The sequence below is a fragment of the Henriciella sp. genome (assembly GCF_029937755.1).
Classification (GTDB): domain Bacteria; phylum Pseudomonadota; class Alphaproteobacteria; order Caulobacterales; family Hyphomonadaceae; genus Henriciella.
Map to the genome: position 1 here is coordinate 247,348 of NZ_JAPYPG010000001.1, position 15,578 is coordinate 262,925.

18 protein-coding genes are annotated in these 15,578 nt (G+C 60.4%); 8 read left to right on the forward strand and 10 right to left on the reverse strand.

Translation table 11 applies throughout. The features are described 5' to 3' along the window. Positions 1–106 precede the first annotated feature (106 nt). Complete coding sequence (locus Q1K29_RS01225) at positions 107–1,321, forward strand: NADP-dependent isocitrate dehydrogenase (RefSeq protein WP_300390464.1); 1,215 nt, start codon at positions 107–109, stop codon at positions 1,319–1,321. 89 nt (positions 1,322–1,410) lie between these two features. Here the strand turns inward: Q1K29_RS01225 and Q1K29_RS01230 are convergent, their stop codons facing one another. From Q1K29_RS01230 to purC, 4 genes are all read right to left on the reverse strand, one after another. After that, positions 1,411–1,797: a hypothetical protein gene (locus Q1K29_RS01230; protein WP_300390467.1), complete on the reverse strand. Its 387-nt coding sequence runs from the start codon at positions 1,795–1,797 to the stop codon at positions 1,411–1,413. A gap of 38 nt (positions 1,798–1,835) precedes the next feature. Then, on the reverse strand, positions 1,836–2,204 hold the full coding sequence (locus Q1K29_RS01235; protein WP_300390469.1) for an EthD domain-containing protein: 369 nt from the start codon (positions 2,202–2,204) through the stop codon (positions 1,836–1,838). 40 nt (positions 2,205–2,244) lie between these two features. After that, complete coding sequence (purS, locus tag Q1K29_RS01240; protein WP_300390473.1) at positions 2,245–2,487, reverse strand: phosphoribosylformylglycinamidine synthase subunit PurS; 243 nt, start codon at positions 2,485–2,487, stop codon at positions 2,245–2,247. A gap of 81 nt (positions 2,488–2,568) precedes the next feature. After that, complete coding sequence (gene purC / locus Q1K29_RS01245) at positions 2,569–3,339, reverse strand: phosphoribosylaminoimidazolesuccinocarboxamide synthase (RefSeq protein ID WP_300390474.1); 771 nt, start codon at positions 3,337–3,339, stop codon at positions 2,569–2,571. Positions 3,340–3,572: 233 nt separating this feature from the next. On the opposite strand from purC, the gene Q1K29_RS01250 reads away from it, so the two are divergent. The 5 genes from Q1K29_RS01250 to rimO all read left to right on the forward strand — a co-directional run bounded on the left by Q1K29_RS01250 (position 3,573) and on the right by rimO (position 7,926). Then, a complete protein-coding gene (locus tag Q1K29_RS01250) occupies positions 3,573–3,905 on the forward strand; it encodes a DUF1476 domain-containing protein (protein ID WP_300390477.1) in 333 nt (110 codons plus the stop codon). A gap of 84 nt (positions 3,906–3,989) precedes the next feature. Beyond that, positions 3,990–4,325, forward strand: a complete 336-nt coding sequence (grxD, locus tag Q1K29_RS01255) for a Grx4 family monothiol glutaredoxin (protein ID WP_300390480.1) — start codon at positions 3,990–3,992, stop codon at positions 4,323–4,325. Between the two features lie 88 nt (positions 4,326–4,413). Beyond that, a complete protein-coding gene (locus tag Q1K29_RS01260; RefSeq protein WP_300390483.1) occupies positions 4,414–5,265 on the forward strand; it encodes a hypothetical protein in 852 nt (283 codons plus the stop codon). An 85-nt stretch (positions 5,266–5,350) separates the two neighbouring features. Continuing rightward, positions 5,351–6,430: an alpha/beta fold hydrolase gene (locus Q1K29_RS01265; protein ID WP_300390486.1), complete on the forward strand. Its 1,080-nt coding sequence runs from the start codon at positions 5,351–5,353 to the stop codon at positions 6,428–6,430. A 140-nt stretch (positions 6,431–6,570) separates the two neighbouring features. Beyond that, the gene (gene rimO / locus Q1K29_RS01270) at positions 6,571–7,926 is read left to right on the forward strand and encodes a 30S ribosomal protein S12 methylthiotransferase RimO (protein WP_300390489.1); all 1,356 of its coding nucleotides are present in this window, start codon (positions 6,571–6,573) and stop codon (positions 7,924–7,926) included. Positions 7,927–7,979: 53 nt separating this feature from the next. On the opposite strand, the gene Q1K29_RS01275 is transcribed toward rimO, so the two are convergent. After that, on the reverse strand, positions 7,980–8,369 hold the full coding sequence (locus tag Q1K29_RS01275) for a hypothetical protein (protein WP_300390491.1): 390 nt from the start codon (positions 8,367–8,369) through the stop codon (positions 7,980–7,982). A 107-nt stretch (positions 8,370–8,476) separates the two neighbouring features. Between Q1K29_RS01275 and Q1K29_RS01280 the strand changes: the two genes are divergently transcribed. Beyond that, positions 8,477–9,166, forward strand: coding sequence for a DUF2807 domain-containing protein (locus Q1K29_RS01280; protein WP_300390494.1), 690 nt, complete (start codon positions 8,477–8,479; stop codon positions 9,164–9,166). Between the two features lie 134 nt (positions 9,167–9,300). Here Q1K29_RS01280 and Q1K29_RS01285 read toward each other — a convergent pair whose 3' ends face one another. The 5 genes from Q1K29_RS01285 to Q1K29_RS01305 all read right to left on the reverse strand — a co-directional run bounded on the left by Q1K29_RS01285 (position 9,301) and on the right by Q1K29_RS01305 (position 14,041). Next, positions 9,301–10,128 (reverse strand): PPK2 family polyphosphate kinase, encoded by an 828-nt coding sequence (locus tag Q1K29_RS01285; RefSeq protein ID WP_300390497.1) that lies wholly within the window; start codon positions 10,126–10,128, stop codon positions 9,301–9,303. A 90-nt stretch (positions 10,129–10,218) separates the two neighbouring features. After that, entirely contained in the window at positions 10,219–10,836 is a 618-nt protein-coding gene (rpsD, locus tag Q1K29_RS01290) for a 30S ribosomal protein S4 (protein ID WP_300390500.1), read from the reverse strand. A 121-nt stretch (positions 10,837–10,957) separates the two neighbouring features. Next, the gene (locus Q1K29_RS01295; protein WP_300390503.1) at positions 10,958–12,235 is read right to left on the reverse strand and encodes a DEAD/DEAH box helicase; all 1,278 of its coding nucleotides are present in this window, start codon (positions 12,233–12,235) and stop codon (positions 10,958–10,960) included. A gap of 253 nt (positions 12,236–12,488) precedes the next feature. Beyond that, complete coding sequence (locus Q1K29_RS01300; protein ID WP_300390506.1) at positions 12,489–13,178, reverse strand: DUF2270 domain-containing protein; 690 nt, start codon at positions 13,176–13,178, stop codon at positions 12,489–12,491. 77 nt (positions 13,179–13,255) lie between these two features. Next, on the reverse strand, positions 13,256–14,041 hold the full coding sequence (locus tag Q1K29_RS01305) for a hypothetical protein (RefSeq protein WP_300390509.1): 786 nt from the start codon (positions 14,039–14,041) through the stop codon (positions 13,256–13,258). A 134-nt stretch (positions 14,042–14,175) separates the two neighbouring features. Between Q1K29_RS01305 and Q1K29_RS01310 the strand changes: the two genes are divergently transcribed. After that, entirely contained in the window at positions 14,176–15,534 is a 1,359-nt protein-coding gene (locus Q1K29_RS01310; RefSeq protein ID WP_300390512.1) for an endonuclease/exonuclease/phosphatase family protein, read from the forward strand. Positions 15,535–15,578: the final 44 nt, after the last annotated feature.

A 15,578-nucleotide genomic window follows, 5' to 3' on the forward strand; every position in this document is an offset into this window, starting at 1 on the left:
ATCCTCTTGGAGTTCTTCCCCGCGCGCCCGAAAGTCGCTTTTGACCTCTCATACCCTTCTGCTATAGCCGCCCGGAATACAGTGCAACTGAAAGGACTTCCACGCGATGGCAAAGATCAAGGTCGAAAATCCCGTCGTCGAGCTCGATGGCGACGAGATGACCCGCATCATCTGGCAGATGATCAAGGACCGCCTCATCCACCCGTACCTCGATATCGACCTCAAATACTATGACCTCGGCATCGAAGCCCGTGACGAGACCGACGACCAGATCACCGTCGATGCGGCCAACGCCATCAAGGAATACGGCGTCGGCGTGAAATGCGCGACCATCACGCCGGATGAAGCCCGCGTTGAAGAGTTTGGCCTGAAGAAGATGTGGCGCAGCCCGAACGGCACCATCCGCAACATCCTCGGCGGCGTCGTCTTCCGTGAGCCAATCGTGATCTCCAACGTCCCGCGCCTGGTGCCGGGCTGGACCCAGCCGATCGTCATCGGCCGCCACGCTTATGGCGACCAGTACCGCGCCACCGACTTCCGCGTGCCCGGCGCCGGCAAGCTGACCATGAAGTGGGAAGCCTCGGACGGCTCCGACTCCCAGGAATACGAAGTGTTCGATTTCCCGGACGCCGGCATCGCCATGGGCATGTACAATCTCGACGAGTCGATCCGCGACTTCGCGCGCGCCTCGTTCAATTTCGGCCTGACCCGCAAGTGGCCGGTCTACCTGTCGACCAAGAACACCATCCTGAAAGCCTATGACGGCCGCTTCAAGGACCTTTTCCAGGAAGTCTTCGACAATGAATTCGCCGACGCCTTCAAGGAATTCGGTGGCACCTATGAACACCGCCTGATCGACGACATGGTGGCTGCGGCGATGAAATGGTCCGGCGGCTATGTCTGGGCCTGTAAGAACTATGACGGCGACGTCCAGTCCGACACGGTCGCGCAAGGGTTCGGCTCGCTCGGCCTGATGACGTCTGTCCTGATGTCGCCAGACGGCAAGACGGTTGAAGCCGAGGCCGCCCACGGCACGGTGACCCGTCACTACCGCAACCACCAGAAGGGCGAAGCGACCTCGACCAACTCGATCGCCTCGATCTACGCCTGGACGCGCGGCCTTGCCCATCGCGGCCGGCTCGACAACACCCCGGCTGTGACCGACTTTGCCGAAAAGCTCGAACGGGTCGTCATCGAGACCGTCGAGGAAGGCAAGATGACCAAGGACCTCGCCCTGCTCATCGGTCCCGATCAGGACTGGCTGACCACGGAAGGCTTCCTCGAAGCGGTTGCCGAGAACCTCGAAAAGGCCATGGCATAAAACTTTCGCCGAGAGGCGAACGACACTCCATCAAGCCCGGCTGCGTCACGCGTAGCCGGGTTTTTTCTGAGATATTGAAGCAGCGCCGCCTAGCGCAGGATGATGCGCGGGCGCTCAGCTGACGATGCAGAGGTCTGGGTCGCAGCCGGCCGGGCTGTCTGCGTGTTGCGGCTGGCGGGTGCGCGGCAGGTCTGCAGCAGGCGCTCAGCCTGATTGGCAGAGGGCGGCGGAGAGAAGGCGCGCTCCATCCCGTCGAGGACGAGATCGCAATCGCAGTCGACGCCCTCGACCTCGCGGCTGTCATCGACGCTGTGCCAGATGCGCTTGCAGCCATTCACAGCTTCTTCCGAAATCTTGGTCCGGAATTCATGCCCGCCGTCCTCCCAGCGTGTCAGGACGGACCGGCAGACGCTCTCTTCAGCAAGGCTGGTGGCCGGGAGGAGCGTTAGAGCAATGAGGATGAGGACACGTTTCATGGCCGCGTTTCAAGCATGAAACGGGCCAGTTTTTCGTCTCAACCGACGATCACATGCTCTTCATTGAACCAGAGCGGCGAATGCTTCAGATCGATGAACTTGCGCTCATCCTCAAGCAGCGCCTGACTGGCTTCGGCATTGCCGGGATTTTCCCCGGCCTGGAAAAAGCTCTCCCAGCTGTCCCACCAGAGTTCGGCGATACCATCGAAGCGCTCCGGCGCCTCGCGGGAGGCGCGGATCGTCTCATTCATCTCGTGAATGATCGCATGAGTCTGCACATAGCGGCGGATGCCCAGCGTCTCGGCATGGCTCGCAACCAGCGGGGCGTGCGTCTCGCGCCAGTAGGACTGGAACTCGGCCACAGTGAGATGCGGCAGCCGGTGCAGGCAGAATGTAAGCTTGATCATGGGTTTCCTCCGTTTTGGAGGAAACTAGCGCAGCCGCGCCCTACTCGACCAGTTCGTAGCGATAGGATTCGATGACGGTGTTGGCGAGCAGCTTCTCGCACATTTCCTTGACGCGCGCGTCTTCCTGGCCGGCTTCGACGCCTTCCAGGTCCAGTTCGATCACCTTGCCGATGCGGGCACCCTGCACTTCGGTATATCCCATCCGTCCGAGCGTATCGGCGACCGCCTTGCCCTGCGGATCGAGAACACCGGGTTTGAGGCCGACATGGACAATGGCTTTCATGGGCAGGGTTTCCTGTCTCTTCTGGCGAGTCGGCGCTGGTTTAGCCGATTTGCCGGGCGAATGAAACAAGCCGCGTGCGGGTTATTTCCCGGCGCTCGAAAAGTCGACGACTTCGCCGCCCTGCTGGGATTCCTTGATGATGCCGAGACGGCGCGCGACCTCGGCATAGGCTTCCGTCACGCCACCAAGATCACGGCGGAAACGGTCCTTGTCGAGCTTCTCATTGGTCTCGAGATCCCACAACCGGCAGCTGTCCGGGCTGATCTCGTCGGCCAGGATCGTACGCACCATGTCGCCCTCGAAATGGCGGCCGAACTCCAGCTTGAAGTCGATCAGCCGGATACCGACGGCGGCAAACAGGCCGGACATGAAGTCATTCACGCGCAGCGACAGCGAGATGATGTCGTCGAGCTCCTGCGAGCTCGCCCAGCCAAAGGCGGCGATGTGCTCTTCCGAGACCAGCGGATCGCCGAGCTCGTCCTTCTTGTAGCAGAACTCCACGATCGCCCGCGGCAGGGTCTCGCCCTCGGCAATGCCGAGACGCTTCGACATGGTGCCGGCGGCGACGTTGCGCACGATCACTTCCAGCGGGATGATCTCGACCTTGCGGATCAGCTGCTCGCGCATGTTGAGGCGCTTGATGAAGTGGTTCGGGATACCGACGGTGCCGAGCCGCGTCATGATGAACTCGCTGATGCGGTTGTTCAGCACGCCCTTGCCGTCGAGCACCGCCTTCTTCTCGGCGTTGAACGCGGTTGCGTCATCCTTGAAATACTGGATCAGCGTGCCCGGCTCAGGCCCCTCATACAGGATCTTGGCCTTGCCTTCATAAATCATGCGCCGGCGCGACATCGCGTGTCTCCCTCTGGAGAAGGAGGCGGAGCACCATGACAAGCCCCGGTTACCGCCCCTCGGAATCAAGACTTGAGTGTTACTCTGAAGCGGACCCTGAAACAAACGATGATTCAGCGCTTCGCCGCTTGCCCGACCTTGTCGCAGCATGGCAGTCTTGCGCGACAGGGGGACGGCGAACTATACCGCGCCGGAATACAAGTTGAGCCCATCAAGACAGGAAGGCTTTCCAGATGAGCACATTCGACGATCGCGAGCGCGCTGAAGAAGCGAAATACGCCCACGACTCCCAGCTGCAGTTCAAGATCATGAACCGCCGCAACAAGCTGCTTGGCCTGTGGGCCGCTGACCTGATGAACCTGTCGGGCGCAGAGGCCGAAGCCTATGCCAAGTCGGTCGTCATGTCCGACCTCGAAGAGCCGGGTGACGAGGATGTCTTCCGCAAGGTGCGTGGAGACCTCGACGCCAAGGGCATCGACCGCTCCGATGCCCGCATCCGCGAGCACATGGCCGAGCTGATCGCCGTCGCGCGTGAGCAGGTCATGAAGGAAGTGAAAGACCAGTAGCCAGGCTGGAAGGCAGAGGTGGGCCTTGAAGCTGGCCCCCTTGCGCCTCATCTTTCCTCCAAAGCCAGACACCGGAGATCCGACATGAGCGATGCTGTCCAGCAATCCATCGACAAGGCCGTCAAGGAAAACGACGTGCTGCTCTTCATGAAGGGCACGCCAACCTTCCCGCAATGCGGCTTCTCCTCCGTCGTCGTCCAGGTGCTCGACTATCTCGGCGTCGACTATGTCGCGACCAACGTCCTGGAAGACCAGGCTGTGCGCGAAGGCATCAAGGTCTATTCCGACTGGCCGACCATTCCCCAGCTCTATGTGAAGGGCGAGTTTGTCGGCGGCTGCGACATCATCAAGGAAATGTTCGAAAACGGTGAGCTGAAGCAGCACTTCGCCGAAAAGGGCATCGAGATGGAAGCGGCCTGAGGGCGCTTCCGCTTTACCAACAAAAAAGATCTGACCCGGTTTCCCGCCTGACCGCGCCTTAGTCCATAGAGACCATAAGGAGCTTGTCATGGGATGGTTCATGGGACCGGATACCGCTGAAGTCGGGGAATCCATTCGTATATCGGTCAGCGGCTTTGACGGCTGCACGAAGGCCTCGTTCAGTGCGTTCAACGCCGACCTCTCATCCACCCTTGTCCAGCTTGCCGATGGTTTCGCGACGATCAGGGCCCGAATGGTAAGCGCCGGCTCAGCCAGCATCACCGCGCGCGGTTATGACGAGAATGGCGCAGTCGCGCACGAAGCTACTCACCAGGTCCAGGTCCACCCCCGCAACAGGGCTCAGGACACAGGCTTCGAGGAATGGGGCGAGGGCGAGCACGACGTCAAATTCTTCTGCACAAAGCCCATCGTCGGCCAGGTGTGGAAACTGGCTTTCAGGAATGTCGGTGACTGCGAAAGCCTCGTGGTTGAGATGCAGGGATCGAATGGCGGCATCTTCCGCCTCTTTCCGCGCGGTCGCATGGAGATGAGAACACATCTGACACCGAAGGCGCCGGGCCGGATGGCCGTTCACGTCACGAAGAGGAATGCGAGGCTCGATCCGCTGAACACAAAGACATTCATCGTAGAGGTCCAGCAGGCGACAGATCAGATGGCAGCCGCACCGGAGACGTTTGCCGAAACAGCCTCAGAAGCGGCCCCATCGGCGCCGGCCCTCGATCCCGTCAAACCACCCTACCTCCTGCCCCACGATACCTTCGCGGGCGAGGAAACCGGCAGCACACTTGCCGCCTCAGGGCAGCCCGCAGGCCCAGGGCAATCGCTCGCCTCATCCCTCGGCTCGGCATCACCTGAAGAGATCGCCCGCGACATGCAGGCCCGCACCGACGCGCTGCTCAACCGGCTGAAAAAAGGCTGAAGGCTCCGGGCGATGGGACGCGCCCCATTGCCACGCCCTCACGGTCGGCTAGTCTCCCCGCTGACGCCACCAGAAGGAACGCCTGATGCGGGTATTGTCGATCCTCACCCTTGTATTGACCCTGGTCACCGCCGGTCCGGCAGCCGCCGAGGACTGGGCTGCCAGAGCCGAGCATCACACAGTCGAGCTGGAAGACTTCACCTTCGGCACGGGCGAGACACTGCCTTCCATCACGATGAGCTGGTACACGCTCGGTACGCCGCGGCGCGATGCAGACGGCATCATCACCAATGCCGTCATGCTGCTGCACGGCACCGGCGGCAGCGGCACATCGCTCCTTCGCCCGATCTTCGGCAATGAGCTGTTCGGCCCCGGCCAGCCGCTCGACCTGGCGACCCATTACATCATCTCGCCCGACAATCTCGGCCATGGCGACAGCTCAAAACCGAGCGACGGGATGCGCACGGACTTTCCGCGTTACGATTATGACGACATGGTCAAGGCCCAGCACCGCATGCTGACCGAAGGCGCGGGCGTCGAGAGCCTCGACCTGATCCTCGGCACGTCCATGGGCTGCATGCACGCCTTTGTCTGGGGTGAGGACTATCCGGGCTTTGCCGATCGCCTCGTGCCGCTCGCCTGCAATGCCATCGAGATTGCCGGGCGCAACCGCATGTTCCGGCAGATGCTCATCGACGGTTTCCGGAATGATCCGGACTATGATGACGGCAATTACGAAGACCCAGCCGACCTCGAGACCGGCCACAAGATCTACGCCAACACCCTCCTCCTCGCCGGCTCCAACCCCTACCGCCTGCAGGCCGAGGCGCCGACGCGCGAAGAGGCGATCGAACAGTATCGCACCGCCGCAGCAGGCCTCGCCGCACGCGCCGTCGATCCGAACGACACGATCTACCAGTTCGATGCCTCCCGCACATACAACCCCGCCCCGCGCCTCTCGGAGATCGATGTGCCCGTCCTCTGGATCAACTCCGCCGACGACTTCATCAACCCGCCCGGCCTGGGCAACCCGGAAGCGCTGGCAGCAGAAATGCCCAACGCCCGCTTCGTCCTCATCCCGGCCAGCAAGGACACCCGAGGCCACGGCACACATACGGCGGCAAGGTTCTGGAAGGACGAGCTGGAGGCGTTTCTGGCAGATTGAGCGGTCGTCTCAGACCCTCAAGGGCCTCTACAAACGCCTCGCCACGGCTTGACCATGGGGAGGCATACCAATAACCGCCAGCACCCCAACAGCCCTCCGCTTCTTCCCTTCCCGCCCCGCCGCTGCTAAACGCGCGCCCCATGAGCACCCTCATTCAGACGCCGCCTAAAGCGCAGCAAAAAACCCAGCCCAAAGTCGGCATTGTCTCGCTTGGCTGCCCCAAGGCGCTGGTAGATTCCGAGCGCATCATCACCCGGCTGCGCGCCGAAGGCTATGCCATTGCGCCGGATTATGAGGGCGCAGATCTCGTGCTGGTGAACACGTGCGGCTTTCTCGATAGCGCGCGTGATGAAAGCCTCGAAGCGATCGGCGAAGCCATCGAGGCAAACGGCAAGGTGATCGTCACTGGCTGCCTCGGGGCCGAGCCGGAGGTGATCCAGAAGGCGCACCCGAAGGTGCTCGCAGTCACGGGGCCACACCAGTATGAGCAAGTGATGGAGGCGGTGCATACCCATCTCACCCCGCCGCCGGATGCCTTTACCGACCTCGTGCCGGAGACGGGCCTGAAGCTCACGCCGCGCCACTATTCGTATCTGAAGATTTCCGAAGGCTGTAACAATCGCTGCAGCTTCTGCATCATTCCGAAGCTGCGCGGCGACCTTGTCTCACGCCCGATCCATCACGTCCTGACCGAGGCCGAACGGCTGGTGAAGGCCGGGGTGAACGAGCTGCTGGTGATCAGCCAGGACACCTCTGCCTATGGCCTCGACGTGAAGTACCAGCCGCAGACCTGGCGCGGTGAGGACTACGAGACCCGCTTCCTCGACCTGGCGCGCGGGCTCGGCGAGCTCGATGCCTGGGTGCGGATGCATTACGTCTACCCCTATCCGCACGTCGACAAGGTCATCCCGCTAATGGCCGAGGGCAAGATCCTTCCCTATCTCGACATCCCCTTCCAGCATGCCTCGGCCAATGTGCTGAAAGCGATGAAGCGCCCGGCCAAACAGGACCGCGTCCTCGAACGCATCCAGCAATGGCGCCACGACGTGCCGGGCATGACCATCCGCTCGACCTTCATCGTCGGCTTTCCGGGCGAAACCGATGAGGATTTCGAAATCCTGCTCGATTTCATCCGCGAGGCGAAGATCGACCGGGCCGGCTGCTTCAAATACGAGAATGTCGAACATGCCGAGAGCCGGCTGCTCGACGGGCATATACCGGAAGCGGTGAAGGAAGAGCGCTGGCACCGCTTCATGGCGCTGCAGGCGGAAATTTCCTCTGAACGTGCCGCTGCGCAGATCGGCACCACGCAGGATGTCATCATCGATGGGCCGAGCGACGAGCCGGGCGAGATGCTTGGCCGGTCAAAAGCCGATGCGCCGGAAATCGACGGAGTGGTGTATCTCGCCGATGCCGATCACCTGAAACCGGGCGATATCGTCAGCGTCCGGGTAACGGACGCTGACGAGTACGATCTGTACGCCGAAATGGCGTAAAAACTGGGCTGAAACTGGAACGGAATCGGGCTGTTTCTGGAATGCCTTTTTGGCTAGTTCCGGACCGAATTTCGCACGCTTACATCGGCGCCCTCAGGAATTCCGAGCTCGGCGAAATCCCAGGTCAGGGCCACACCGTCGGGGAGATTCGCCCGGCAATAATCCTCTTTCTCGCGATAGAAACCGACGGAGAAGCGGTCGCTGCCAGTCTTGCGGACGTCGGCGCCGATGAAATCCTTCGTGGTGCAGCCATTCGATGTGACACGTATGGTAACCGTCTGAGCAGAGACGTCGGCGCCCTTGAGGGGCCCATAAGTGTGGGCACCGTCCCAGTTTTCGTGCAGCACGCCCTCTTCGGCATCAATCACGATGCAGCCTGATAGCGCGACAAGTGTAATACCCATTACAGGCGCAAGGGCGAGGGAGGAAAAAAGTTTTGGCATGGCCCGAATCCTTATTGACTTACGATAACGAAGCGTATTGACTATCGATAAATCAAAGTCAAGCGGATTGTTTCCCTCCGGAAACGCCCCAACAGCAGGAGCCTCCCATGCGCCACAAACTGACCACGCTCGCCCTCGCCGCCACAGCCCTCGCCGCCCCCGCCCTCGCCGAAACCCGCACGTTTGACGTCCCGGACTTCGATAGCATCGACGTTTCCGCCGGTATCGAAGTGATCTATGAAACCGGCGTTTCCCGATCGGTAGACGTCGAAAACAAGAAGGGTGATTTCAGCGACATCATCGTGGAAGTCGATGGCGATGACCTCGTCCTGAAGCGCAAGAAACGAATGAACTGGGGCGGCAAGCGCGAGAAGTATACCGTTACCGTCGGCGTCCAGTCGCTTGAAAACATCGAAGCCTCTTCAGGGTCTTCCGTCGAAGGCTCCGGCCTCTCCGGCAATGACGCCTCCATCGATGCCTCATCCGGCGCACGCGTCGTGGCTACGAATATTTCCGTCGGAGATATCGATATCGAATCGTCCAGCGGCTCCTCTATTGATGCGTCTGGAACCTGCAGTGAAATCGATGCCGAGGCCTCTTCCGGGGCGAGCATCGATGCGAGCGATCTCGAATGCATCTCAATCATCGCAGACGTCTCCAGCGGTGCCTCGATCCGCGCCTATGCAAGCGAAAGTGTGGACGCCGAAGCCTCCAGCGGCGGCAGCGTCCGCGTCAGTGGCGGGGCGACAAATGTCACGATCGACAAGTCCAGCGGTGGATCGGTTTCCGTGGGCTGACATTACAGATCATGATGCGTGGGTCGTAACCTCGACCCTGATATCGACGCCTGAGCGCATCATGCGGCCCGTCCGGATTTCTGGTGATCGACCCGTCGCCAGACCTACCGGGCGGGCCAACCTTTTCAGGCCGCCTAACTGAAATCGAAGTCTTCCAGCTTCAGATCAGGATTTGGCCATTCCAGTTTCATGTCCTCAAGCGCACCGCGCACGACACGGGCGATGGCCGCATTGCGGCGGGTCCGGCTGTCAGCCGGAATGACATACCAGGGCGCATGCGGCGTCGAGCATCGCTGGACCATTGTCTCATAGGCTGACATGAAATCTGGCCAGTGGCGGCGGTCATCAAGATCGGACGGATTGAATTTCCAACGCTTGTGGGGCTCGGTGATCCGCTCCTTCAACCGCTCGCCCTGCTCCTCATAGCCGACATGGAGCATGAATTTCAGGACTGTCGTGCCGTTTTCGGTGAGGTGCTTTTCGAACTGGTTTATTTGCTCATAGCGCCTCTCAACCTCGTCCGGGGGCGCGAATTCTCGTACCTTCACCACCAGCACATCTTCATAGTGGGACCTGTCGAAAATGCCGATGAAGCCCTTTCGCGGCGTCGCCTCATGCACGCGCCACAGATAGTCGTGACCAAGCTCGATACGAGTTGGCGCCTTGAAGGCCTTCACCTTCATGCCAAGCGGCGAAGTCTGGGCGAAGACCTTTCGAATGACCCCGCTTTTTCCCGAGGTATCCATACCTTGGAGCACAATAAGGAGCGCGCGCTCGCGCGTGGCGTAGAGCAGGTCCTGCAACTCATCGATCGCATCGGCGTCGGAGTGGAGAGATTTTCGCGCATGCTTCTTGTCGGGAAAAAGGTGCCGGTCACCGCTGTCGCGGCGCGATAGATCAAAAGGTTTCTCCGGGTTTGCAACAAACCGTTTCCGGACCTCTTCGATTGTCGGTGTACCCATGCGCAGACGCCTCCCAAAACGTTGAAACCCAAAAGAAAAGGCCGCGCCCAATGGAGCGCGGCCCGATCATTTGTGCAAGCTCTGTAAGGCTTACGAAGAATAGTACTCGACGACCTGGGCCGGTTCCATCTTGACCGGGTACGGCACGTCATTGAGTTCCGGAACGCGAACGAAGGTCGCGTTCATCGCCTTCGGGTCGACCTCGATATACTCCGGAATATCGCGCTCGGGAGACCCGAGGGCCTCAAGGACGAGGGCGAGGTTACGCGACTTTTCGCGGATCTCGACAACATCGCCCGGCTTCAGACGGAAGGAGCCGATGTTCGTCTTGACGCCGTTCACCTTGACGTGGCCGTGGTTCACGAATTGGCGTGCAGCAAAGATGGTCGGCACGAACTTGGCGCGATAGACAAAGGCTTCCAGACGGCTTTCCAGCAGGCCGATCAGGTTTTCTGCCGTGTTGCCCTTCTGACGGTTGGCTTCGTCATAGGTGCGGCGGAACTGCTTTTCCGTAATGTCGCCATAGTGGAACTTCAGCTTCTGCTTGGCCATGAGCTGAAGGCCATAGTCCGACACCTTCTGACGGCGGCCCTGGCCGTGCTGGCCGGGCTTGGTCGGGCGCTTGTTGACCGGAGATTTGGGGCGACCCCAGATATTCTCACCGACGCGACGGTCGATCTTGTACTTCGTCGAGTGACGACGTGACATATGTGTCTTCCTTTTACGACGCGGGCCGGTAGAGCGTCCCTTGTGAGCTCCACGATTTCAACGGCGGCACCGCACCTTCCCGTCCTGAAGCGGCGCTTTAAACGGGAAAAGCGCCGGATGGTCAAGAGGCGTGACTGCTCTGGCGCTGTCCCTTCCCCTGAGCCTTTGAACCACCCTGTCCGCGATGATTGCGGCGGCGTGGCCTGCGGCGGGGCTGGCCATCCTTTTCCGGACGGAATGAGCGTTCTGACGTGTCGCCACGAGGCTCATCAGGTCCGCCGGCTTCGCTGCCCGGCAGACGGTTGCCGATCACCTTCTCGATATCGCGCAGGAGCTTGCGCTCGTCAGGCGCGCAGAGGGTGATAGCCTTGCCGGACTCGCCAGCACGCGCGGTACGCCCGATGCGGTGGACATAGGATTCCGGAACGTTCGGTAGCTCGAAGTTCACGACATGGCTGACCTTGTCGATATCGATACCGCGGGCAGCAATATCGGTCGCGACCAGGACTCGCAGCTTGCGGTGCCTGAAGGCATCCAGCGTCTTCGTCCGCTGGTTCTGGCTCTTGTTACCGTGAATGGCTGCCGAAGCGAGGCCAGCGCCTTCAAGGTGCCGGCAGACGCGGTCTGCCCCACGCTTGGTACGCGTAAAGACGATGGCGCTGTCGACATCCTTGGCACTCAGAATCTCGGTGAGCGCATCACGCTTCTGATTGGACGTCAGGAAACGGACGCTCTGGTCGATCCGCTCAACAGGTTTGGAAACCGCGGCAACGGCAATGTTGACGGGGTCGTTGAGAAACTTGTCGGCCAGCACGCGAATATCTTTTGGCATGGTGGCTGACAGCAGGGCAGTCTGGCGCTTTTCCGGAAGCTGGCTGAGCACTTTCCGGATTTGGGGCAGAAAGCCCATATCCATCATGTGGTCGGCTTCATCGAGGACCACGGTCTCGATCTGGTCGAAACGGATGGCGCCCTGCGACTTGAGATCAAGCAGGCGGCCCGGCGTTGCGACGACGATGTCGACGCCGCGCTGCATGGCACGGATCTGCTTCGAAATCTTCACGCCACCAATGATCATCGTAACGGAGGCGCGCATCTCGGAACTATAAGCACGAACGCTGTCAACGATCTGCGCGGCGAGCTCACGGGTCGGAGCCAGCACGAGCGCGCGGCACGCCTTTGGTTCGAGGCGCTGCTTCGAGTTTGCCAGCACATTGAGCAAGGGAAGGACAAAAGCGGCCGTCTTGCCCGTACCGGTCTGGGCGGTGCCCAGAATATCTTTTCCGGCGATCATCGCGGGGATGACCTGGGTCTGGATAGGAGTCGGAGTTTCATAGCCCTGCGCAGTAACGGCGCGCAGGATCGGCTCGGCGAGGCCGAGATCGGAAAAATTGGTCAAAGAGGAGTCTTTCAGTTTGCCTGAGAGGCGGAATTCAATTCCCGCATCGGGCGCCAATAATCAATCGGCAGCAGACCATCTGCTGTCCGTATAGGGCGCGTTCAGGGCTTGAATTCGCAAGGCAACGATCGTTTTAGGAAAGTCGCTCGAGCTGGCCAGAAAAGCCAAGGCTCACTTGATCGATGCCTGAGGCGTCTGCGCGCTAGATAAGGTGTTTGCCGCGAATAGCAATCTAATTGTGCTGCAGCGCACACTATTCCTGGATCACTTCACCGTCGAGATAGTCCGACATCCGCGTCGTATCGCGCCGTTCCTCACGCCAGACCCACACCGTCAGAACGATAAATACAACCAGCAGGCAGGTGCCGCCCAGAAGGGCCATCCCCCCCGGAACGGGACCGATATGAGCCCGCTCCAGCATCTGGTCGAAGGTCACGGCTTCGATCGGGTGGATCCAGATCTTTGCAATATAGGCGGCATACTGGATCGCGAAGATCCAGAGATAGTTACGTCGCAGGCGCTGCCCCAGCGCGCGCGGCAGAGAGATACGATGCCTCGGGCGGATATAGTCGTCGGAGAGCGCGGTGCCGCGATCCAGTGGAATATCCGCACCCTTGCCGCGCAGGATAGGCACCATGACGGCAAGCTCAAGGAGGCGGGCCCGGAACTTCCAGACCATGAAGTAGCGGTAGCGGCGGGCCTCGAGAAAGAGGAACATGATCGACAGCATACCGACCAGCGGGATGGGCAGCGGCGAGGCTGTAGCCGTCGCAAAACTCACCGACAGGGCGATCCCCGTCGACACCACGGCCCAGTTGGTCGTCATATCCAGGCGCTGGCGCCAGATTGTCGAGCGATACACCTCAGCCCGGTAAAGGTGGGCCAGAGCGCCGATTTCCTTCGACCCGGCAATCGGCTCTATAGCGTCAGAATCCTCATCCATATCTCAAAGCATAATCCGCTTCGCTGCCGCGGTCATGGGGGTAAGGGCCGGAAACCTGAGAGAAATTCCGGGGCCTGTCACGCTCCGGGGGCACAGTCGCCAACCTCAGCGAGAAAGGTGATGCCTTCAAGGGCCTGACGAACGGGCCGTGTATCCTTGCCGGCCGCATGTACAGCGATGGAGTGCGGCAGCTTCGAGCGGTCACCTGTGATCCTTGCGCGCCAGAAGTCATAGCGAATGGCTTCCGGGGCAGCGGCCATGATGCGGGCGCGTTCGAAACGTTCGAGATCACATCGATAGGCTGCAAGCTTTGCGGCCGCATGGGCAAGGTCTCCCCTTTCGAACGCCCCAGCTGTTCCGGCAAGCGAGAGCAGCTCATCGCTCAAACGCAGGGCGAGAGCCGGCTTGAGGAGGTCAAGGACGTCGGCTGCGTCGTCTGTCTCATACCCGGCAGCGCGGATACCAGCCGCCAGCATGGCCTCAGCCCGGCCATAACGGAGCGGACCAGACTTCTCCCGGGCGGCTTGCACCAGAGCGTCTCCACCACCTTTCAGAAGCAGCTCCCGCGCGGCCTGCCAGCCATAGTCCGGATACGAAGTCTCCGGCCCGTCATGGCGTTCGGGCGACTGTCGTATTCCTTCGGCCATTTCACGCCTGAGGGCAGTGCCGCCAACCAGTTCCGCCGTGTCGAGAAGCTTATCATGCACCTTACCGGCCTTGTCCTCAGGCAAGAGAGTCACCGCGCGTCCAGTACACCGCACAAGCGAGGCGAGTTCGCTCTCCGGCCCGCAGGAAATGGACTGCGCGCCCGCGACAAGCGGACAGGCAATAAAAAGCAATGCGAGAAGACCCCGTTTAAACATGGCCCTCTCCTGCCACGGCTTGCCTGAACGTGAAATGAGCGGTTTTGTGGTGGAAGTGGTTTGTCGAATCGCCTCACTCCTGCCGCGGGAGCCAATAACTACGGGCGATTGGGCCAGACCAAGGAGGGGACGCGATGGTCCGGTACAAGGATCTGAGAGATCCGGATCTGTTTACTGATGCCGAACGCGACTGGGTTTCGCGTCGGCTTCTGGATCTGCGCGCGCACATGAAGTCCCCTCCCGGTATCGGCATTCCGTCACGCACCCGTCATTCCAGCCTGATCATCGGTACATGGAATTTGCGCGACTTCGACAACAACAAGTACCGCCATGGGCCACGCCGCCGCGAAAGCATCTATTATATCGCCGAAATCCTGGCCGGCTTCGACGTCTGCGCGATTCAGGAGATCAACGAGGATCTTTCGCCCCTGCGCAAGGTGATGGAGATCCTCGGGCCGCAATGGGATTTCATTGCCACCGATGTCACGGTCGGTTCCTCAGGCAATCGTGAACGTATGGCCTTCGTCTTCGACCGGTCCAAGGTCGAGTTCCAGAATGTCGCCGGTGAAATTGTGCTGCCCAAACACGCCCTCCTGCCGGATGAGCAGCAATTCGCGCGCACACCTTTCATGGTTCGTTTCCAGGCCGGCTGGTTCCACTTCACCCTGTGCACCGTGCACATCTATTACGGGTCCGACACCAAGGAGTCCGAGCGGTACCAGCGCCGCGTAGCGGAGATCAAACACATCGCCAGGGAGATGTCCCAGCGCGCGGACCGGGAGGACGAGAATTACATTCTTCTGGGAGATTTCAATATCGGCAACAAGATGGGCGCGACGATGGAGGCGCTGACCGGGGAGGGCTTTCAGCTGCCGCCAGAACTCTTCCCGTCAAATGTACTGGGCGACAAGTATTATGACCAGATCGCCTTCCGGACGCGAAAGGACGAGGTCACTTTCCTGAATGCGGGCGCCTTCAACTTTACAAAGTCACTCTTCTTGCCGGAACACTATGACCACTATGCGCCCGTCCTGCCGGAACGACATCGCGAACTGAAGGAGAATGGAACGCCCAAAAGCCGCAGCGAGGACAAGGACTATTATCTGTCGCGCTGGCGGACCTGGCAGCTCTCCGACCATCTGCCGCTCTGGGTCGAGCTGGCGATCGATTTTTCCGACGAGCATCTGCAGCACAACCTGTCAAAGGTCGCCCAGGTGGAGGCTGCTCCCGCACAGCTTGAAGTTGTCGAGGAAGATGATGGCACGCTGAGCACACTGGTGCCCCCGGCCGCCGATCATGCCGACGTCAAACGCCGCCGCAAGCGCAAGAATCCTCATATCGCCCGCAAGGACAAGGAAGGCACTGCCCGCGCCGACGGTAGACTAACCCTGGGACTGGCCTGGAAGATTTTCTGGTTCGTCGCGACCGGAAAGGCTGAGAAGGTCAGGAAAATGCGCGAAGAGAAGGCAAAGCAGGAAAACGATTCAAGCTGACGAGAAACCACGCAATCGTCTTGCTTGAGACTGTCTTTAAAAAA